The organism is Mesorhizobium sp. M0189, assembly GCF_040322135.1.
Taxonomy (GTDB): Bacteria; Pseudomonadota; Alphaproteobacteria; order Rhizobiales; family Rhizobiaceae; genus Mesorhizobium.
In genome coordinates this window covers 1-19,608 of sequence record NZ_JAMYSW010000012.1, presented here as the reverse complement: position 1 = coordinate 19,608, position 19,608 = coordinate 1, and the positions used below count along the sequence as shown (strand labels likewise).

At 61.2% G+C, this 19,608-nt stretch carries 19 protein-coding genes, 1 tRNA gene and 4 pseudogenes; 13 read left to right on the top strand and 11 right to left on the bottom strand.

Features of this window, described 5'->3' with window-relative positions; translation table 11 throughout:
- Window positions 1-219 precede the first annotated feature (219 nt).
- The gene (locus NKJ09_RS20790) at window positions 220-1,383 is read left to right on the top strand and encodes a M20 aminoacylase family protein (RefSeq protein WP_352495637.1); all 1,164 of its coding nucleotides are present in this window, start codon (window positions 220-222) and stop codon (window positions 1,381-1,383) included.
- A gap of 72 nt (window positions 1,384-1,455) precedes the next feature.
- On the opposite strand, the gene NKJ09_RS20785 is transcribed toward NKJ09_RS20790, so the two are convergent.
- From NKJ09_RS20785 to NKJ09_RS20760, 6 genes are all read right to left on the bottom strand, one after another.
- Window positions 1,456-1,599 (bottom strand): glycine zipper domain-containing protein, encoded by a 144-nt coding sequence (locus NKJ09_RS20785; protein WP_352495638.1) that lies wholly within the window; start codon window positions 1,597-1,599, stop codon window positions 1,456-1,458.
- Between the two features lie 41 nt (window positions 1,600-1,640).
- Window positions 1,641-1,931, bottom strand: a complete 291-nt coding sequence (locus NKJ09_RS20780) for a DUF768 domain-containing protein (RefSeq protein ID WP_023722345.1) — start codon at window positions 1,929-1,931, stop codon at window positions 1,641-1,643.
- 86 nt (window positions 1,932-2,017) lie between these two features.
- On the bottom strand, window positions 2,018-3,043 hold the full coding sequence (locus tag NKJ09_RS20775; RefSeq protein WP_352483560.1) for an alpha/beta fold hydrolase: 1,026 nt from the start codon (window positions 3,041-3,043) through the stop codon (window positions 2,018-2,020).
- Between the two features lie 86 nt (window positions 3,044-3,129).
- The gene (locus NKJ09_RS20770) at window positions 3,130-3,654 is read right to left on the bottom strand and encodes a TetR/AcrR family transcriptional regulator (RefSeq protein WP_352495639.1); all 525 of its coding nucleotides are present in this window, start codon (window positions 3,652-3,654) and stop codon (window positions 3,130-3,132) included.
- Between the two features lie 241 nt (window positions 3,655-3,895).
- The gene (locus tag NKJ09_RS20765; RefSeq protein ID WP_502896926.1) at window positions 3,896-4,420 is read right to left on the bottom strand and encodes a hypothetical protein; all 525 of its coding nucleotides are present in this window, start codon (window positions 4,418-4,420) and stop codon (window positions 3,896-3,898) included.
- A 127-nt stretch (window positions 4,421-4,547) separates the two neighbouring features.
- Entirely contained in the window at window positions 4,548-4,874 is a 327-nt protein-coding gene (locus tag NKJ09_RS20760; protein ID WP_023677873.1) for a DUF1330 domain-containing protein, read from the bottom strand.
- A gap of 340 nt (window positions 4,875-5,214) precedes the next feature.
- Here NKJ09_RS20760 and NKJ09_RS20755 point away from each other — a divergent pair, with 340 nt between their 5' ends.
- The 3 genes and pseudogenes from NKJ09_RS20755 to NKJ09_RS20745 form a co-directional block, all read left to right on the top strand.
- Window positions 5,215-5,907, top strand: a complete 693-nt coding sequence (locus NKJ09_RS20755; protein WP_023722341.1) for a winged helix-turn-helix transcriptional regulator — start codon at window positions 5,215-5,217, stop codon at window positions 5,905-5,907.
- A gap of 47 nt (window positions 5,908-5,954) precedes the next feature.
- Window positions 5,955-6,031: transfer RNA gene (locus NKJ09_RS20750), tRNA-Arg, on the top strand.
- A gap of 762 nt (window positions 6,032-6,793) precedes the next feature.
- Window positions 6,794-7,087: pseudogene (locus NKJ09_RS20745) on the top strand (DUF3363 domain-containing protein); the annotation flags it as partial.
- A gap of 12 nt (window positions 7,088-7,099) precedes the next feature.
- On the opposite strand, the gene NKJ09_RS20740 reads toward NKJ09_RS20745, so the two are convergent.
- Window positions 7,100-8,014: a LysR family transcriptional regulator gene (locus tag NKJ09_RS20740; protein WP_023722340.1), complete on the bottom strand. Its 915-nt coding sequence runs from the start codon at window positions 8,012-8,014 to the stop codon at window positions 7,100-7,102.
- A gap of 206 nt (window positions 8,015-8,220) precedes the next feature.
- Here NKJ09_RS20740 and NKJ09_RS20735 point away from each other — a divergent pair, with 206 nt between their 5' ends.
- Window positions 8,221-8,856: a carboxymuconolactone decarboxylase family protein gene (locus NKJ09_RS20735; protein WP_352763397.1), complete on the top strand. Its 636-nt coding sequence runs from the start codon at window positions 8,221-8,223 to the stop codon at window positions 8,854-8,856.
- A gap of 307 nt (window positions 8,857-9,163) precedes the next feature.
- Here the strand turns inward: NKJ09_RS20735 and NKJ09_RS20730 are convergent, their stop codons facing one another.
- The 3 genes and pseudogenes from NKJ09_RS20730 to NKJ09_RS20720 form a co-directional block, all read right to left on the bottom strand.
- Window positions 9,164-9,601, bottom strand: coding sequence for a hypothetical protein (locus NKJ09_RS20730; RefSeq protein WP_292659986.1), 438 nt, complete (start codon window positions 9,599-9,601; stop codon window positions 9,164-9,166).
- A 303-nt stretch (window positions 9,602-9,904) separates the two neighbouring features.
- Window positions 9,905-10,029 (bottom strand): annotated as a pseudogene (locus NKJ09_RS20725) (IS6 family transposase); the annotation flags it as partial.
- A gap of 669 nt (window positions 10,030-10,698) precedes the next feature.
- Window positions 10,699-11,373: a protein-L-isoaspartate(D-aspartate) O-methyltransferase gene (locus tag NKJ09_RS20720; protein WP_352495641.1), complete on the bottom strand. Its 675-nt coding sequence runs from the start codon at window positions 11,371-11,373 to the stop codon at window positions 10,699-10,701.
- Window positions 11,374-12,036: 663 nt separating this feature from the next.
- On the opposite strand from NKJ09_RS20720, the pseudogene NKJ09_RS20715 reads away from it, so the two are divergent.
- Window positions 12,037-12,375, top strand: a pseudogene (locus tag NKJ09_RS20715) (diacylglycerol kinase); the annotation flags it as partial.
- A gap of 65 nt (window positions 12,376-12,440) precedes the next feature.
- On the opposite strand, the gene NKJ09_RS20710 reads toward NKJ09_RS20715, so the two are convergent.
- The gene (locus tag NKJ09_RS20710; RefSeq protein WP_352515872.1) at window positions 12,441-12,749 is read right to left on the bottom strand and encodes a DUF4143 domain-containing protein; all 309 of its coding nucleotides are present in this window, start codon (window positions 12,747-12,749) and stop codon (window positions 12,441-12,443) included.
- Between the two features lie 190 nt (window positions 12,750-12,939).
- Between NKJ09_RS20710 and NKJ09_RS20705 the strand changes: the two genes are divergently transcribed.
- The 7 genes and pseudogenes from NKJ09_RS20705 to NKJ09_RS20675 all read left to right on the top strand — a co-directional run bounded on the left by NKJ09_RS20705 (window position 12,940) and on the right by NKJ09_RS20675 (window position 19,129).
- Window positions 12,940-14,142 carry an ABC transporter substrate-binding protein gene (locus tag NKJ09_RS20705; RefSeq protein WP_031195079.1) on the top strand — a complete coding sequence of 401 codons (1,203 nt, stop codon included), beginning with the start codon at window positions 12,940-12,942 and terminating at the stop codon, window positions 14,140-14,142.
- 76 nt (window positions 14,143-14,218) lie between these two features.
- Window positions 14,219-15,085, top strand: a complete 867-nt coding sequence (locus tag NKJ09_RS20700) for a branched-chain amino acid ABC transporter permease (RefSeq protein WP_023722333.1) — start codon at window positions 14,219-14,221, stop codon at window positions 15,083-15,085.
- A 5-nt stretch (window positions 15,086-15,090) separates the two neighbouring features.
- A pseudogene (locus tag NKJ09_RS20695) lies at window positions 15,091-16,061 on the top strand (branched-chain amino acid ABC transporter permease).
- A gap of 4 nt (window positions 16,062-16,065) precedes the next feature.
- The gene (locus NKJ09_RS20690) at window positions 16,066-16,845 is read left to right on the top strand and encodes an ABC transporter ATP-binding protein (protein ID WP_352495644.1); all 780 of its coding nucleotides are present in this window, start codon (window positions 16,066-16,068) and stop codon (window positions 16,843-16,845) included.
- A gap of 2 nt (window positions 16,846-16,847) precedes the next feature.
- A complete protein-coding gene (locus NKJ09_RS20685) occupies window positions 16,848-17,573 on the top strand; it encodes an ABC transporter ATP-binding protein (RefSeq protein ID WP_352763393.1) in 726 nt (241 codons plus the stop codon).
- A gap of 8 nt (window positions 17,574-17,581) precedes the next feature.
- Complete coding sequence (locus NKJ09_RS20680) at window positions 17,582-18,322, top strand: aspartate/glutamate racemase family protein (RefSeq protein ID WP_352484980.1); 741 nt, start codon at window positions 17,582-17,584, stop codon at window positions 18,320-18,322.
- Window positions 18,323-18,424: 102 nt separating this feature from the next.
- On the top strand, window positions 18,425-19,129 hold the full coding sequence (locus NKJ09_RS20675) for a GntR family transcriptional regulator (protein ID WP_023722328.1): 705 nt from the start codon (window positions 18,425-18,427) through the stop codon (window positions 19,127-19,129).
- Window positions 19,130-19,608: the final 479 nt, after the last annotated feature.

Sequence of the window (19,608 nt, the reverse complement as noted above, 5' to 3'; positions counted from 1 at the left end):
TTCGTTACACGATCGCCAGGATAATGGTCCGGCTCTCTGTTCCCGGACCACAGTCGCGGTGCTATTTACTCTATGTGACGTCAACATGGCAAAGTGCTGCCGATCACAATGTGGAAGCAGCAGCACAATGCAAAGCAGCGTGCATGGTTGCAGGGCAGCAGGCACAATTGCACAGCAGCAGGTCAAGACCGCCTGCTCCAACAGCGAAATGGAACCATCATGCCGATCCTGAACCGAGCCGCCGAAATGCAGGATGAGGTGGCCGGCTGGCGCCGCCATTTGCATCAGACGCCGGAGCTGAATTTCGACGTCTTCAAGACCGCCGCCTTCGTCACCGAGAAGCTGAAGGCTTTCGGCTGCGACGACATCGTGACGGGTTTGGGCAAGACCGGCGTCGTCGGCATCATCCGCGGCCGCCACGGCGAAGGCTCGACGATCGGCCTGCGCGCCGACATGGACGCCCTGCCGCTCAACGAGATCAGCGGCAAATCCTATGCCTCGACCATCCCCGGCAAGATGCACGCCTGTGGCCATGACGGCCACACCGCGATGCTGTTGGGTGCCGCCAAATACCTCGCTGAAACGCGCAATTTCGCCGGCTCCGTCGCGGTCATCTTCCAGCCGGCCGAAGAGGGCGGCGGCGGCGGCAACGAGATGGTCAAGGACGGCATGATGGAGCGCTTCGGCATCTCCAAGGTGTTCGGCATGCACAACATGCCGGGCCTGCCGGTCGGCCAGTTCGCCATCAGGCCGGGCCCGATCATGGCGGCGACCGCCGAGTTCACCATCACCGTCAAGGGCCGGGGCGGCCACGCGGCGATGCCGCACGGCACCATCGATCCGATCGTCATCACCAGCCAGCTTGTCGGCGCATTGCAGACGATCGCCTCGCGCAGCACCGATCCGGTCGAGGCGGTGGTCGTCTCGGTGACGAAATTCCATGCCGGCGACGCCTATAACATCATTCCCGAGAGCGCCGAGATCGCCGGCACCGTACGCACGCTGAAGAAGGAGGTCGCCAAGAAGGCTGAAGAGCGCATCCGCGCGCTTTGCCAAGGCGTGGGCGCTGCCTTCGGCGCGACAATCGAGGTTGATTACAATGCCAACTACCCCGTCACCTTCAACCATCCGGAAGAGACGGTCTTTGCCAGCGACATCGCGGCCGACGTCGCCGGCGACAGCCATGTGCACCGCGCCATCCAGCCGGTGATGGGCGGCGAGGATTTCTCCTACATGCTGGAAGCGCGGCCGGGCGCCTTCATCTTCATCGGCAATGGCGATACCGCCGGCCTGCACAACCCGGCCTACGACTTCAACGACGAGGTCATCCCGCACGGCATGAGCTATTGGGTGAAGCTGGCGGAGACGGCGCTGGCGGCGTAGCCGTTCGGCATCGGCGGTGGGGCGACCGCCGCACCTCTGGGCGGCAAAATCGGGCAGGACATGTTCTGCTGGTCACTTCCGGCCGGACGACTTCCGGGCAAGGCCGAAGGCAATGCCCAGAGCAATACCTATACCACTGCCCGCAACAATGTTGTCCAACACGACGCCGATGGCCACGCCGATCACGACGCCGAGCGTGAGGTGTTTGGCATCCATTATGCCCGGTCATGTAGCGTGGAAGGGAAGAGCCGCAACCGCTACGGTCCGCTCTTCGGATCCTCGACCTCCAGCGCCTCCATAACCGGCGCCAGCTCATTGTCGTCGGCAGCCTGCGGCTCTTCGCCTGTCCTTGCCTTCTTCAGGGCTGCCTCGATCGCCTCCTGGATGTTGCCGAGCTCGTCTTCGCGAACCTCGTGGCCGTAGCCGGCAGCATCGGCATCCTGCTCGAATTGCTGCGCCAGGACGGCGACGCTCACCTCGCTCTCGGCCGGCAGATTGCCGACATTCTCCTGCAGCCAGGTTTCAAAGAACTCTTTTGTGGCGCTCATGCGGTGTCTCCTTCGGGACACTAAAGCGCGCCGGCATCCCGAAAGTTCCGCTATCTTAACCGTCTTTGCACCGCTCGCCATGTCGGCTACGCAGGAACCCGCCGCTTCAACCAATCGACCATTAGCGTGGTGACTTCGCCCGGCTTCTCCTGCTGTGACCAATGTCCACAGCCGGCGACCACATGTTTTTCGAGATCGGCGATGTGGGCGTCCATTCCATCCATCATCGCTGGAGATAACACGACGTCGTCCTCAGCGCCGATCATGAGCGAAGGCACTTTTATCGTCTGGTCGACATTCAAGCCGGCTCTCCAATTGCGGGACAAGTTGCGGTACCAGTTGATGCCCGGCGTGAAACCGGTGCGCCCGAAGCTCTCGGCATAGAAAGCAAGCTCGTCTGGCGTCAGGATCAGCTCGCCGGGCAGCGTCTTCGGCTCCGGCTGCGAGAGCGCCTGTAGGAATGTCATGTGTCGGGCCTGCGGCGGCAGCTTGGCGTATTGCGCGGCGGTGATAATACCCTTGCGCATATTGCTCCTGAACACCCGCGCCACGTCGTGCGCCATCAAACGGTCCGCGAGATCACCATCTTCGAACATCAGCACATACATGTCGGGATTGTAGACTTCGCGCATCTGCGCGATCGGGTCTTTTGCCGGGTTGGCAACGAACGGCTTGTCCGGGGCGGTCAGCCCCTTGGTGAGGCTCGGATGCAGCCACAGCATTTCATGGGGAATGAATGGCGTGTTGACACCGATGACGCCAGTGACCCGGCTCTGATGCAAAAGCGGCATCTGCCATGCGACCAGGCCGCCCCAGTCATGGCCCGCGAACACGGCCTTTTCGACGCCGAGAGCATCGAGGAGACCGACGAGATCGCCGGTCAGGTGGACCATGTCATAATCCTCGACCTTGGACGGCCGGTCGGTCAGACCATATCCGCGCTGGTCGGGAACAATGACGTGGTAGCCGGCGGCCGCGAGCGGCGCGATCTGGTGACGCCAGGAAAAGGCGAGTTCGGGAAAGCCGTGCAGCAAAACAACCGCCGGTCCCTTGCCGGCTTCATAAACAGCCATATCGATGCCGTTGGAGCGAACGTATCGGACCGGCGGCATGGCCGGCGACGCGCCAAAGACCGGCAGGCAAGGCGCAAGAAGACTGCCGGCGGTGCCGAGAAGCACCGCCCTGCGGGAAAGGGTGATCATGGCAGAAGTTTCCTTAGCTGCTCGAATTCTGATCGAATGACGGCCGGGCAGGCCGAGACGTCTCGGCCGGCGCGGATCAGCACGAGAATGCCTTGGTAGAGAAGCAGAAGCCTGACGACGTGGAGATCGACCTGCCCTCCACCGATCTGGCGCTCCACGACCTGCCGGATGGCGGCTTCCAGCACGGCGAAGCCTTCCGCGAGACCTTCCGAGGCGACCGACGGTTGCGCACCGAACTCGACAGCAGCGTTCGTTAACAAACAGCCGAGGTCGCCGGATTCCGGGGCGGGCAGCAACAACGACAGGAACAACTGTTCCAAACCATCCAGATCGCTTGCTGCGCCGATGTAGGTCTCGATACGGTGTCGGATGACGGCATCGATATAGTGGCCGAAGGCCGCCCGATAGAGACCTTCCTTGTCGCCAAAGGCATTGTAGATCGAGCCAGACGTCAGGCCGGTGGCATCGCTCAGATCCTTGATCGAAATTCCCGCGAAACCGGCCCGTCGAAACGCGTTCATCGCGTCCCCCAGCACAGTGGCTTCGTCAAATAGTCGCGGTCTGGTCATGGAGCAACCCAATGTAAAATGATCATTCTAGAATGAGCATTTTACATCGCCAGTCAAGCGACTCTTTTTGCAAAGACAGCTCGATGGGCACACAGGCACGCCAACGATGCCAGGTTGCATCGCGATCTCCCGGAGCTTGGCCCCTCTGTGAGATTAAAAACCAGGCGGCGTTGGCGCCGCCTGGCCCGGCTGCTTACTGGCTGGCAGCAGTCGTCGGTTCGCACGACACGTTCGGGTTCATGTCGGCGAACGCGCCGGTCGGGTTGCCCTTCCAGGCCCAGACATGCAGCTCGTAAAACGGGCCGAGGCCATAGCGGTTGGGCGCGCTGTTGAAGTTGAACAGATGCCCATCGAGCGAGGCCGGGCCTTTCGAGGTGATGTATTCGACCGCGATCAGTTTTAGCGTGCCGTCGGCCATCGGCTCGTACATCACCGCTTCGGGCTTGGCGACATCGACAGCGTCGTCCTTGAGGTAGCCGGGATTGACGTAGTGGATGCCCATGGCGCCGCCGGTGATGCCGCTGGCGCAGGGGATCGGCGCATAGCCCTCGGCGGTCGCCGCCGCCACATTCTCGAAGCGGCTGTTGGCGGCGCGTACCTTGTCGGCCAGCGGATTGGGACCGGACGCGGGCGCTGCCTGATGCGCCTGCGCCAATGCAGTGCAGGCCGACAGCAGCGCCGCGGCAGCGAGGAATTTGTTGCGAAAGTTGATTGTCATAGTCATTCCATTCTTCTTGAAAAGCACAGCCCGGGCGGCCGCCGGAAGTAAGGAGGTCCGGCAGGTGGGCGCTGTGGCTGTTGTTGCTGGGAGATCCCTGTCCCGATGCGACAAATGCAGGGGAAGATCATCCCTTCGGCAGATACGGGATGGTTCCGGCCAGATCGGAGTTGTCGATCAGCTGGAAACGGCTGTCGCTGCCGCCCTGACGGGCCGAAACAAAGGGTGCGTAGGCGGGATCGTCGGTGAAGGCGCGCGCCGCGGCCTCGGTCGGGAACGCCATCAAGGCAATCAGCGTCGTGTCGAGCGGCTTGCCTTCGAGCGTCTTCACATTGCCGCTGCGCGACAGATATCTGCCGCCGTGCTTGTGAACGAGGTCGTGGACCGACGCGGCATAGGCCGGCATCCACTTCGGGTCCCTCACCTTGATGTCTGCGATAACGTAAGCGGTCATGGGTCATGTCTCCTGGTCGTGCACAGGGGTATCCCGTGCAGCGGCAGAGGGGTCGCATGGCAAGGCCGGCGCCAGCCAGTCCGCGATCTGTACTGGTGCGGCGAATTCGAAATTCGCATTCACTTTGGAGCAACGCAGCGAGCGAATTTCGGATTCAAAAGCCACACCAGCAAGTGCTTGGATTTCCAGTGTGGTTTTGGATTTGAAGTTCCTAACGCTGATGCCACCCAGAAAGCAGGAACTTCAAATCCACCACACTTGGGCCGGTACAGTTTCTGTACTCGCCGCACCGCTGGGAAAGGCCTATGCTCCCGGCTGAGTTTGAGGGGAAGGCAACATCATGACCCAGGCCGGATACAAGCAGTTCTGCCCGTTATCGATGGCCGCGGAGGTGCTGTGCACCCGCTGGACCATGGTTCTGCTTCGCGAATTGGTGGCGGGCTCGACCCGTTTCAACGATCTGCGCCGCGGCGTCCCCAAAATGTCGCCGACCCTTCTGTCGCAACGGCTCAAGGAGCTCGAGCTGGCCGGGATCGTCGAGCGCAAGGAGGTGCGCGGCGAGAAAGGCATCTTCGAATACCGGATGACCGAGGCAGGCAGGGATCTGCGGTCCGTCGTCGAGGCGATGGGCTTTTGGGGGCAGAAATGGGTCGAGTCGCGGCTGTCGCTGAAGAACCTCGATCCGTCGCTGCTGATGTGGGACATGCGGCGCAATCTAAACGCGTCGCCGCTGCCCGACGGGCGCACGGTGATACAATTTCTGTACCAGGAGCTCCCCGCCTCCAAACGGTCGTGGTGGCTGATCGTCGAGAAGCACGGCGAGGTCGACCTCTGCTGGTACGATCCGGGGTTCGATGTCGATCTCTACGTCTCGACCGACCTGCACACCATGACCGAAATCTGGATGGGGCTGATCACCGTCGAGAAGGCCGGACCGAAAGTCATTCTGACGGGCGATCAGGATATCGCCCGCAAAATGCAGACTTGGCTGGGCCTGAGCCCGTTCGCTGTCGAACCCAAGCGAGCAGCCTAGCTGCCTCTTGGCGAAACGATCCGAAGCGGTTATGTGTCGGGCGCGATGGTCCCGTAGCTCAGTAGGATAGAGCGGCAGATTCCTAATCTGTAGGTCACAGGTTCGATTCCTGTCGGGATCACCAAGTTTTTCAAGCGCTTAGCCAACAAGCCGCCGTACTTTTTGGTAAATTAGTACGGCAATTAGTACGGCGAATTTCGCATGAACTTCGGCTTCAGCTGCTCAATCCAACCGAGTTGTGGATTTCCATGATTCTGGAATTGAGTAGATTGTTGGGACGGGCGGCCACCGATGTCGCTTCAGGTGGCGATTTGAGGTGGGGTCTGTCGAGACGCGATGCCGCGCCTCGGCAGGCATTGATTTTACGATGTTTTTTCTAGTCTAGGAGCCCACAGCGATTTGTATCACAGTTTGTATCTCAGTCCGTATCGCACGAGGCTGACCTAGCCACCTGGTAAAATGGCACGTCTTACGAGGCCTGAGCCGTAATCAATGTTGTCGTGCCAGCGCTACATACGGTCCCTTGCACGACAGCCATGGAGCCGAGAGCGGACTGGCAGCTCATAGGTGTGGATCACGGAAAAGTTCGCATTCGACGATTAAGAGCTGGATGACTGCTACCGCCCCCCATTTCCGACATTGATGGATGCGACGCGCGTCCCATAAGCAGCCAACGTCAGTGCCGAGGCTGCAAGGTCAAAGGGTGGCTTTCAGTAGGCCGGCTGTGGCTGCCCTCGAAAAATGCGGTACTGCAAGAACGAAATTTGTTGCCGAGGACCTGATCTGCAGCGCCATACTCTCACAGGGTCCTCAGCTCCTCGTCGGCAATCGCGGCTTGGATCGATCGACAGATCTTTCAGCGAACCTACAAATTTGAAGGGGCGCTTACCGGCGCAACCTGATCGCCACGCTTCAGGAACGCGAGGTTGACCGTGCCGGTGGGGAACTGGCGGCGAAAAAGGCACTGCCGTTCCGAGCTGCCGCCGAGGGCGAAACCGTGACCGGCACCTTCACCGGGGCCGCGCAGCTATCCAGTGGCAAGTTCGCCATCGTCGAGAAGTCCCACGAGTTCACGCTTGTCCCGTGGCGGCCAGTCATCGACCGCCAGCTCGGCCGCGAGGTCAGTGGCATCGTGCAGGGCGGATCGGTGTCCTGGCAGTTGGGGCGGCAGCGGGGATTGGGGCTTTCGCCCTCAAACCCCTTGACCGACTTCACTGAGCACCCGTCGCAGCCATTGATGCCCTGGGTCGGCGTCGTGGCGCGCATGCCAAGTCTGCACCACTCGAAATGAAGGAATATCCAATGGCGGCGGAAAAAGTCGGAGCGGTAGCCGCCCTGCCAACGGTGCGAAGAGACGACGGGGTTCCGTTGCCACGAGCTCGGAGGCATCGACCAGCATCGGTGCCATCAAGAAGTGGCCGACCGTCACGACGACATTCCTCTTCAATCCTTTCTCGGTGAGCACAGCATCGACATAGCCGCTCGGATTGCCCTTCATCGAAACCTGAAGATGGCGCAGCGAGAGATAGCGGTCGAGGTCGAGACTATCGGCCAGATCGGTGTGATCGCCGCGGCCAGCGCAGATGAAGTCCTCTTCGTATAGCAGTTCTTCTCGCATATGGGTCGGCGGCTGGGGGAAGTTGCCGGCGATGAGTTCGACTGCGCCGTCGTCCAGCATCGGCAAACCGACGCTGCGGCTCGTGTTGCGGACCACCAGAGAAACGCCTGGTGCTTCGCGGCCGAGCCGTGCAGTCAGACGCGGTAGCAGCACGAAAGCGGCATAATCGGAGAGACCGACCACGAATTGCCGAGTGCTTTCGGTCGGATCGAACGAGCGCCCGCCGAGCAGGACGCCTTCAACCTGTTCGAGGATCGACCGAACACTCGGCGCAATGTCCTGCGCCAGTGGCGTCGGCGTCATGCCGCGCGGGGATCGGACAAACAGCGGGTCTCCGAACAGAGCCCGAAGGCGATTGAGCGAATGGCTGACCGCCGGCTGGGTCAGCCCAATCCGCTCGGCCGCGCGCGTGGCGTGCCCTTCGGCAACGAGGGCGTCGAAGACGACCAGCAGATTGAGATCGACGTTAGCGATATGAATCTTCTTCATCACGGCGATGCTAATAATGAATTTGATTTATCGCAATCGCCGATGCAAGGTCTGACCTGAAATAAAGCGGGGGCGGGCAGAGTTAGAGAACATGAGTGTCAGGTCCCACCACCGCAGCAACGGGAAGAGTAAGTTCTCGCCGACGCTTTATTGAGGCTGCCTTCATCGCAGCAAGTTCTTTCGCCATCAGTCGGAGCGGGCAAGCCATGGCCTCGGAAACTCATGAGGATCGATTTTCACGCGGCCTGGAGATGCTCCGCCGGATCGGCGGGGAGAATTTCGATGGACCGATCAATGCTCTGGCGGAGACCTCCGCCGATTTGTCGCGCTTCACCGTCGAATATCCCTATGGCGATGTGTTGTCCCGCCCGGGGCTGGATCTCCCGCTAAGGCAGCTCTGCACCGTCTCGATGCTGCTGGCCGACGGAAGCGCCCAGCCGCAATTGAAGTTTCATATCGCCGGCTTTCTCAATGCCGGCGGCACCCCCGAAGCGATCGTCGAACTGCTCTTCGTCTCGATCGCGGTCCTGGGCTTCCCTGCAACCGTCAATGCCGTCGGCATCGTCCGGTCGGTATTCGCCGAACGCGAGCTGGCATTTCAGCCCATCAAGCCCGCGACGGGTGACGGAGCGGGACGCGGATGGGCCGGACGCGAGATGCTGGAGCGGCTCGTAGCGGGCGACGCCCAGGGCTATTTTGACCGCTTCGCCGGCACCGCGCCCGACCTCGCGCAGCTTTCGATCGATTTCGGGTTCGGGGAGGCGCTGGCTCGGGACGGCCTCGATCACAAGGCCAAGCTGCTCGCGATCACGATTTGGCTTTCCCGGTCCCGATCGACATAGGTCCGCGACCTTCGACCCACCATGAAGCATCGAATTTTCGACAGCGAATGTATAGCGCTTATCCGGCGCGCATGTCGCTCTGTTCGAGCCTTTGAACCCCGGCGCTGACCACGGATGTGCTGGCAGCATTGGGATCTTTCCGGTTCGGATGGAAAAGATGCAGGAGGGGGCGTCGGCGTGCTCCTGCGGAAAGCCGCACCCCCTCATGCAAACGCAGCCTCCCCGCGTGGGGAGCGCTTGCCTGCGCTACGGCGGCGGCTTTCCATGCGAGCCGCTTCAAAAATGATGCTGCGAAACGGCTCCGGCTTTATCCGACGAACGCCTCACGCATCCGAGCGAACATGCCTGGCTGTCTCCCGGCAATCGCCGCACGGATGTGACGGGCGGCCGTTACGGCGCTCACCGTCGCGCCGAAATGACAATAGCAGATGATCTCATGCAATTGCCTGTCGGTCAGTTCGAAGAACCGCTTCGCTTCGCCGTAGTTGTCGTTTTCCAACCCGGCGGCGCGGAGGACAGGATCCTCGAAAGCGACTGAGATCGGCGAGCCGTCGCCGCGCATGGCCCCGCGTGATCTAACCGGCTGATACTCGGTCTGGTGTAGCGTCGAGAGTCGCCGGTCAGGGTTCCGTTCAAGGAGCTCCGCCCAGCGTTCAAGACGTTCGCTGCGCGACATGGCCTGGCGCAGGTAGTCCTGATCGATCTCGGCGACGATCTGCAGTTGCTCAAGCGTCTGGTGCTTCATTTTAGCCTCCTATTCGGACGATAGTTGGCCCACCCATATCTTCTTATACCTGCGGCCAGCGTGACTCCGACCGATCGTGAAGTCCAATCACGATGATGCTGGGAGGGCTTCCCCCCACGAAAATGCGGAGGCTTCGCAAAGATCCGGCCATTAATTTGGCGAACGCGGTCAAATGCGCGGCTGTTCGACGATGTCGGTCTGGAGTCCGTGCCGATCGAGGTGATCGACGGGCAGAGTCTGTGCTGGAGTAGCCCGGCTCCATCGCTGGCCGGGCAGCGGGATCAAGCGAGTGGCAGTTTAGCTTCGAAACCGCCGAAGGCCGGGCTGATGCGAGTTCTCCGCCCGGTCGTTGGGCCCTTGTGGCTCCAGTGTACGACTTCCGGCATGACCTGGCGCCTGGCTACTCCGTAGGATCGCAGTTTGTCCGTGTCGAAACCATTATCGAAGTTACCCGGCCCGATGGCGGAGTGTTGCGGATTGCGCGATCCAAGGACCGGTCCGTCCAACAACCAACAAGTTGCGCGGAAGCCATCTCAAAAACGGTCCAGGCTGTGCGTCGTCAGGATGGTAGCCGAACCAGCGAAACAGCCAATCAGGTGTCCCTTCCTTCGACCTTTAGAGACTGAGCAGTCAGCTGCCGCCAAGCGAGAATGACGATCGCTCTCACTGCTGCGGCGCTGGTATCGGTGTGCCGCCAAACCAACCAGCCGCATACGCAATCACGACCAATACCACGATCACGGCTACCACGCCGTACCAGAGGCGCCTGTCCTTGAGATCCATCGTTACCTCCTGCCCGCTACGTGTTGGCCACTGGGCGAATTCCTTGAGCCTTTAGCCGTCATTTCCCAGATGAGCGACCCATTTGCCGTCTGGCAGGCACACAGTAGGCTGGATAAGGGGTCTTTGAGAAGCGCGCAATACGACCGCGCCGGCATGATCGCCAGCGGCTGCGACCGGCGGCGGCAGGCGTGCTCGACGAGTGGCGTTGCGGCATGGATGTCAAAAGATCGGCGATGCCATCCAGCGCCTGTGTGATCGATGCGGCGCGCGTTATCCTGATCTTCCAGCACGGCTCCGCGCAGCCGCACCCCTCATTAGACCGTTTCGAGACGGCTGAACCGAACCGGGATGAGTTTGCGAGTCTTCAGTTGCCCTGCCGCGTCCTTGTCGATGACCGTCAGAAACTGTGCATTTTCAGATCCCAAAGGCAGAACCAAGCGTCCTCCCGGCTTGAGTTGCTTCAGTAAAGCCGGCGGTGTCCGCTCAGCCGCCACCGTGACCAGGACCTTGTCGAATGGGGCGTGCTCAGGCCAGCCGCGAGACCCGTCTCCGACACGAATGCCGACATTGGAGAAGCCGAGACCCTGCAGGAGAGCCTCGGCATGGCTTGCGAATTCCTCGATGATTTCGACGCTCCAAACTTGCCCGGCAAGGTCCGCGAGGATTGCGGTTTGGTAGCCTAGGCCGGTGCCGATCTCGAGCACTACCTCGTGCGGTTGCGGCGCAAGGAGATCGGTCATGAGAGCAACGATGAAGGGCTGCGAGACGGTTTTATCAAAGCCGATCGGCAGCGGCATGTCTTGGTAGGCATAAGGCGCAACTGATGCTGGCACGAAGAGATGCCGCGGTATCCGCCTCATCGCCGCCAATACCCGCTCATCGAGCGCCGCCTTGCCAAGTTCATCGCTTGCAAGATCGGTGTGAATTGCAATCATCTCGACCATGTGCCTGCGTAGAACCGCGAGATGCTCTTCGTTCATCGGCTTCATGACGGTGGGGCGCTCCTCAACCAGTCTGCTGCCTCATAGCCTTATACCCTGTTCGTCTTGTCACAGTAACCATGTCGTCGAGAACGCGGCTTCGGTTGGGGCGGGTTGTACCGCCCTGCTATTTCGTCGCCGTCCTTGGTGCTCTCCCGTTCCTCGCACCGGGGTGGAACGGCGTGCGCATCAGAAGCTCGCCAGCCAGGCGACAACATCGATATAGCGGATCGCCAGCCAATTGAGCACCAATAGGCCGAAGGCCAAAACGACGCCGAACCCTGCGCTGTCGTTCACCGGCTCCATCCCGTGCTGATCGTGCGTGATCTGGCGATTGACGATGGCCGAACCTGGGCGAGCCAGCAGCGCGATTCGCGCTGCAGGCCGGCCATACAATAATCAGCGTTAGCCCGCGTGGCGCTGCTGAGAAGAACCGGAATTTCGTGATGGCTTGCCGCCGCCATTGGCGCGGCACTGGGGGACAGGCTGCCCTTCTGGATCGGCAAACGGCTTGGAAAGCGGGTTTCGCACTATTGGCCCCTCTCCTGTTCTTCGAGCGGTGGGGGGCCGCCGGCGCTTCTTCGGTCCCTTGCGTGCATCCGTACCCATGGTGGCGGGCATCTGCGCGATGCCCGCTCTGACGTTTCAGTTTGCCAATATCGCTTCGGCTCGCCGGAGTTCGTAGCCGACGTTGCACGGTTTTTCGACGTCACGAGAGGACACGTCTTGCTCGCCGGTCCCAAGACGATCGCGAGCGTTCCGGATTTTGCTCGCGCGGATCGGGAACTTGTCGTCGTTCGCTCCAGTATGGATCCCGAGGACACGCTCAAGCGCTTTGCCGGCCGTGTCGTCTTCATCGGCGGCGGTCCACCGGTCTGGGACGCCTACGCGCGCTTCGTCAGCCACTGGGATGTCACGCGGCTGCCCTATGACGGGCCGGCGGACCGCTGGTTCGATGCAAGATGGCTTACGGCGGGTGGCGAAGTTGCCAGAAATCACCGCGACCAATGAAGGCTCGGCTCGTATCGATCTGGGATTATTTAGACCACCTCGCGACTCAAGTTCCAGACCGCATTTTATGCAACTTTACATCGAACACAGAACCGACAGCGGTGCAGCTTGCAATTATTTCGCCGAACGGCGTCACACGGTGATGGTCGTGCAGCACCAGCCCGCGCACAAAACGATCGCGGACTCCTTCCTGCAACTGGTGCAATCCCCGAAAGTCCTGCGGAACCGTTTGCGGAGGCCTTCACCTCGATACCGACGACCCGACCGCGTCGATCCTCGATCACGACGCCGACCTCGTCCTGATTCTTGGTCCGGTAGTGTGAGAAAGACACCCGTCGCTCTGACCACCATGCGAGCTTCAGGAATTCCGACACCACGAACCTCTCGAGCAAAGCACCGAACCGCGATCGGTCCTACGTTCTTCGTCTACGGCCGCTCACAAGATTGTCAACAATCCGATAAAGTTTTGTTGACAGGTGATTGATTTGAGCCTTCACTCACAAAAATCCGCGTATCGGTCGAGTTCTGTCGCAACAATGCGCGGCCTCCAAAGGGGAAAGAACAATGATCAACAGACGTTCAATAATCACATCCGCGGCGCGCGGCGCCGTCTCCGCGCTGGCAATCATGGCCGGCGGCACAATAGCGGTGCACGCCGCCAACAAGGAACTCAAGATCGGCTTTGTCGGCGTGACGAGTGGCGCGGCCGCTGCGTGGGGCACATCCAACGTCCGCTCGATGCAGACGCGCGCCGCCTGGATCAACGAAACCGGCGGTGTGAAGATTGGTGACGAGACCTATGACGTCAAAATCGTCACCTTCGACGACCAGAAGGACCCGAAGCGGGCGATCGCCGGCATGGAGAAGATGGCCCAGGAGGGCATCCACTATGTCGTCGGTCCGAATGTCGACGACGGCGCGGCGGCGGTGCGTCCCGTGGCAGAATCCAAGGGCATCATCTATTTTCCCTACGCATTCCCGAAGGAACTCTACACCCCGCCGGCATCCAACGCCGTGCTCGGCATGATCGCCAACTACCAGTCGGCTCCGGCGATCTACAAATATCTCATGGAAAACAGGGGCGTGAAAAAAGTTGCCTTTGTCGCCGCCAACGAATCCGATCCGCTGAGCCAGCGGGATGGCGGTGTTGCCGCGGCAAAGGCGCTCGGGCTCGAGGTTGTGGCTGCCACGGATGTCTACCAAAACGATACCCGCGATTTCACGCCGGTACTGACGCCGATCGTTTTGCAAAAACCGGACCTGCTGGTGCTTTCGGGCGTCGCGCCGGGCAATGCGCCGCTGCTGATCCGCGCCGCGCGCGAGCTCGGCTACGAAGGCCTGATCTCCACCGAAACGGCGCAGGATGCCAAGGTGTTGGAAGAGGGCGCGGGCGAGTTGGCCAACGGCTTCATCTCGGTCGGCGGCGCATCGACGCCCGAAATCGCGTCCGACACGATGAAGGAGTTCGTCGAACGCTATACGAAAATGTTCGGCGAATACAATGACGAGTCCAACACCAAGGTCTACGCGCTCGAATACATCATCGAGACGCTGAAGGCGAACCCGGCCGCGATCGACAATGTCGAGGAGTTCAAGAAGACGATCGACACTTTCTCGGCGCCCAATCCCTATCTGAAGGACGATGCCAAGCTGACCTATGTCGGAATGACGTCGTTTGGCCAGAAGCGCCAGCTTTCGGTCCCGATGGTGGTCACGGAATACCGCGACGGCAAGTTCGAGACGCTCTTCGTCGCTCAAGTCGATTGACGCAACTGCACTGAAGCGGATTGCCGCAGAGACTCGAGCATTCGTCTTCAGCCTCTGAACGGCCGGAACCATCCTGATGGAACAAGTCATCGCCAACGGGCTTTATCTTGGCGCGCAATACGCCTTGATCGCGCTCGGTCTGACCCTGATCTTCGCGCTAATGAACGTGCTTAACTTTGCCCATGGGCAGATGTACGTTCTCGGCGGCTTCGTCACCTACACCGTCTATGGCCAGCTCGGCATGCCTTTCGTCGTCGCGCTCGTCGCGTCCGGGGTCACGCTGCTGGTCATTGGAGCGCTTGTCGAGAAATTCCTTTTCAGGACGGTGATTAAGCGAAGCGTGCGGGAGGAAAGTACGATGCTTCTCGCGGCGGCGGTCGCATTCTTCCTCGACGCCGTGATCCTCCTCCTGTTCGGCGAAAAGCAGCGCGGCGTGCCGAAGATCGTCAAAGGCGTCTTCGTCTCCGACAGCCTCATAATGCCTTACGACCGGCTGCTGGTCGGCGCACTCGCCATACTGTTCATCGCCTCCTTCGTGCTTTTCATGCAGTACAGCAAGCCGGGACGTGCCATGCGGGCGCTGGCGCAGGACCGGGTCGCGGCGCAGCTGATGGGCGTCGAGGTCGACCGCTATTCGATGATCGGCTTTGCGCTCGGCGCCATGCTTGCCGGCATAGTCGGGGGGCTGCTGGTCGCCATCACCGGCGTCAATTCGGGCATCGGCGGGCCGATCTCGATCAAGGCGTTCTTGATGGTGATGATCGGCGGGGCCGGCGTGGTCAGCGGAGCGATCGCCGGCGGCTTCATCCTCGGCATGATGGAATCGGTCGGCCTGACGGTGCTACGCCAATATGGCGACGTCACTTATCTCGTCATCTTCGCCGCGCTGATGGTGTTCCTGAGCATCCGCCCGAACGGGCTCATGGGCAAGCCGTGGGGATGATGGACATGAAGCGTACACGCAACATCCTCGTCGTCGCTGTCTTCCTGCTGGTCGTACTCGTCGGCGTGCCCTGGCTGATTGAGGCGACCGGTCGGCTCGACCTCTACTACACGCTGACCTCGGTCGCGCTGCTCAGCATCGCCAGCGCCGGGGTGTGGGTGACTTTCTACATCGGCCGCATAAATATCGGCCAGGGCGCCTTCGCGCTTATGGGCGGCTATGTTTCGGCCATTCTTGTCGTCCAGTACGGTGTGTCGTTCTGGCTGACACTGCCGCTGGCTGGGCTATTCTGCGCCGCTGCAAGCGTGCTGATCGGACTGCCCATCCTCAGACTTCGCGGCGTTTATTTCGCCATGGTCACGCTGGTTTTGACCGAAGTGGCGCGGCTGCTCGCGCTGGCGCTGCCGATCACCAACGGAGCCAAGGGCATGGTCAGCATTCCGCTCCCCGGCGGCATCTCGATCTTCGGGCTGACCATCCTTCCAGATTTCGCGGCGCTCCCCAATCCGCGTCCCGCCTTCTATCTGGTGTCGGTTGTGCTGATGGTGCTGTGCTTTGCGGCGCTCTACCGCCTAGTCCATTCGCGCATTGGCAAACTCTGCCAGTCGTTGCAGCAGAACGAGGAACTGGCCTCCTCGATCGGCGTCAACATCGCCTATCTGCGCGTTATCGCCTACGCCATCTCCTCATTCCTCGGCGGTCTCGGCGGTGCGATGTTCGTCGCCATCTCGCAGTCGATCTATCCGTCGAGCTTCACCGTCACCGACTCGGTGAACTTCATGCTGAACTGCTTCCTCGGCGGGCTCGGCCACGTCTTCGGGCCGATGGCACCTTCGTGCTCTATTTCGGCTGGGATTTCCTGTTCGAGACCGGCGAGTTCCAGTTGCTGATCTTCTCTTCGGTGCTGATCGCGCTGATGCTGTTCCTTCCCAACGGCCTGCTCAGCCTCAGGCTGTTCGGCAAGAAGCAGGGCTAGGACCATGACTGAGCTTCTCCAGATCAAGGCAGTGACCAAACGCTTCGGCGGGCTGGTCGCGGTCAACAATGTTTCCTTCGCGGTCCGCGAACGCGAAATCCTCTCCGTCATCGGCCCCAACGGCGCCGGCAAGTCGACGCTGTTCAAGTTGATTTCCTCTTTCCTCAATCCGACCTCGGGCGAAGTGCTATTCCGGGGAGAGCGGATTTCAGGCCTGGCGCCGCATATCGTCGCCCGGAAGGGCGTGGTGCGCACGTTCCAGGAGACGACGATCTTCAAGGGCATGACGGTGCGCGACAATGTCATCATCGCGCATCACCTGCGTTCCAATGCCAGCCTTGCCGGCTTCTATCTCGGCACGAACACCGCACGGCGCGACGAGGATGAATTCGGCCGCTCGGCCGACGAGATCATCGACTTCCTCGATCTCGGCACGCAACGGCATGAGATCGCCAGCACGCTGCCGCACGGCCATCTGCGCGCGCTCGGGATTGCCATCGGGCTCGCTACCAACCCGACCGTGCTTCTGCTCGACGAGCCCTTCGCCGGCATGAACCATGACGAAACCGTGCGCGCGGTGGAGATGGTGCGCGGCGTGCGGAAGCGCGGCGTGACTGTCCTGCTGGTCGAGCACGATATGCCCGCCGTCATGAACATTTCCGACCGCATCGTCGTCCTGAACTTCGGTGTGAAAATCGCCGAGGGAACGCCGAAGGAAATCCAGGAGAACGAAAAGGTCATCGAGGCCTATCTCGGCGTCGAAGATGAGACGATCGGATTTTAGCCATGAGCGAACTGCTGAAAGTCTCCGACATCGAACTCTACTACGACCATGTCTATGCACTGAAGGGCGTGTCGCTCAACGTCAACGAGGGCGAGACCGTCGCGCTGATCGGCGCGAATGGCGCGGGCAAATCCTCGATCCTGCGCGCCATCACCGGCCTGAAGAAAGTCCGCAGCGGCGAGATTCATTTCCGGGGCCACCGCATCGACGGAACGCGCCCGGACGAGCTGGTCAGGATGGGCATCGCCATGGTGCCGGAGGGTCGGCGCGTCTTTTCCTACATGACGGTGCGCGACAATCTGATGATGGGCGCCTTCACCCGCACTGACAAGGCCGAAATCGCCAGGACGCTGGACATGGTGCTCGCGCGCTTTCCGCGCCTGAAGGAACGCTATTCCCAGACGGCGGGCACGATGAGCGGCGGCGAACAGCAGATGCTGGTGATCGGGCGGGCGCTGATGGCCAAACCGAAGCTTCTGCTGCTCGATGAACCACCCTCGCTCGGCGTCGCGCCGAAGCTCGTCCAGGACATCGCCCGCTCCATCGTGGCGATCAATCGCGACGAAAAGGTCAGCGTTCTCTTGGTCGAGCAGAATTCGCGCATGGCGCTGCGCATCTCGCAGCGCGCCTACGCACTGACGACCGGAAAGATCGCGCTGGCCGGACATTCGGCTGAGCTGCTTGGCGACGACCGGGTCAAGAAACTCTATCTCGGCGGCGAAATATGAAAGCGCAAATGGACATACTCGTCGTCAATCCCAACACCACTGCGTCCATGACCGAAAAGATCAGCGAGGCGGCGCGCGGCGCGGCTTCGGCCGGCACCAGGATCATCGCCGTCAATCCGAAGGACGGGCCGCCGAGCGTCGAAGGCTATTTCGACGAGGTCTTCGCCATCCCGGGAATGATCGGCGAGATCCAGAGATATCCGGCGGCGAGCGCCTGCGTCATCGCCTGCTTCGACGACACCGGCCTCGACGCAGTACGCTGCGTCGGCGAGATGCCGGTGGTCGGCATCGGCGAAGCGGCGTTTCACATGGCAAGCTTAATTGCCGGCAAGTTCAGCGTGGTGACGACGCTGTCGCGTTCGGTGCCGGCGATCGAGCACAATCTGGTGCGCTACGGCCTCGCCAGCCGCTGCGCTAGGGTGCGGGCAAGCGACGTTCCCGTTCTGGAGCTCGAAGTGCCCGGCTCCAACGCCCGCCATCGAATTTCGGAGGAGATCGAGCGCGCCATCCGCGACGACCGGGCCGAAGCGATTGTGCTGGGATGCGCCGGCATGGCCGACCTCGCCGCCGCGCTCAGCCGCGAACATGGCCTTCCTGTGCTCGACGGCGTCGCCTGCGCGGTACAACTCTGCGAGAGCCTCGTCAGCCTTGGCCTGTCGACCTCGAAGCGCGGCGGCTACCAGGTTCCACTCGAAAAGTCCTTCGCCGGAATCTTTGCGTCCTTTTCGCCCTCCGGCCGTGTATCCTGATGCGTGCAAAATTGTTGACATTCCCACACAGGATGTTCGATGTCCGGCCGGAAACGCGGTGTTCGCGCCGCTATGCGATCCGGCCGCCGGGACAATGAGACGATGGACCTGCTTGGACCAAAGACACGGGATGGCGACAAGCCGACGATGCGCTGGTTTCCGGTCTATGCCGGCCTGCGCGACGCCATCGTCAGCCACCGCCTCGCACCGGGCACAAAGCTGCCCGAGGACGAGCTCGCCTCGATCTATTCGGTGAGCCGCGCGGTGATACGCGCGGCGCTGCAGGCGCTGTCGCATGACCGCTTGGCTCGGCTCGAGCCGAACCGCGGCGCGTTCGTCGCCCAGCCGACCAAGCAGGAAGCGCGCGAGGTGTTCGAAGCGCGAGCGCTGATCGAGCCCAAGGTCGCGGCGCTTGCCGCCGAAGTGGCAAAGCCGGCCGAGATCGCGCAACTGCGGCTTCATCTCGAAAAAGAGCACGAGGCCCTGCATGCCGGCCGCGACAGCGACGCCATAATGCTGTCGGCAAAATTCCATGTCGGCATCGCTGAAATCGCCGGCCATTCGATCCTGACCGGCTTCGTCAAGGACCTGTTGTCGCGGTCGTCGCTGATCATCGCGCTCTACTGGCGCCGCCGCGACACCACCTGCGAAAGCCACGCCCATCACGCCCTCGTTGATTCCATCGAAAAGCACGACGCAAAAAACGCGTCCGACCTGATGCAAAGTCATCTCATCGACCTTCTGTCGGGCCTTGATCTGTCGCTTGGCGAGAAGAAGCCCGAGAGCTTGTCGGACATCTTGCGCTGATCTCCGCTGTCAAACTCTTCGCCGGAGTTCGCCTATGTCCGCACGTGCTGGGCGTGATCGAAGCAATGCATAGCATGCATCGGTCCATGAGGACTGCTTCTTCGTTCCTGCCGTCATAACAGTAGCGCTCGTTGAGTCCGCGGCGCTGCCCTCCAGCTTCGGCTACTCCTGCTGCCGCACAACGGACGGGCAATGCGCCGATCAGAGCTTGAGGCACGCAGTCGCAGCAAGGATTGGCAAACTGCCGGTTCTGTTTATGCGACTTTGGAAGCACAAAAGGGGAACATCTAGCGGCTTATGTGTTTTCGACGTCAACAGCCTCTGGCGGTCAGATCGGCGATCGACCGGCATTGTGAATGCCTGGAAGGGGCCGGAAAGTTGTGTGCGTCAAGTTCTGCAAAAATGGCGTGGCAGTAGCTGTGACGTCGGCGTGTCCGCCGCGCAGCCCCCGTGTTTAGCGGAGCGGCGGACACACCGCG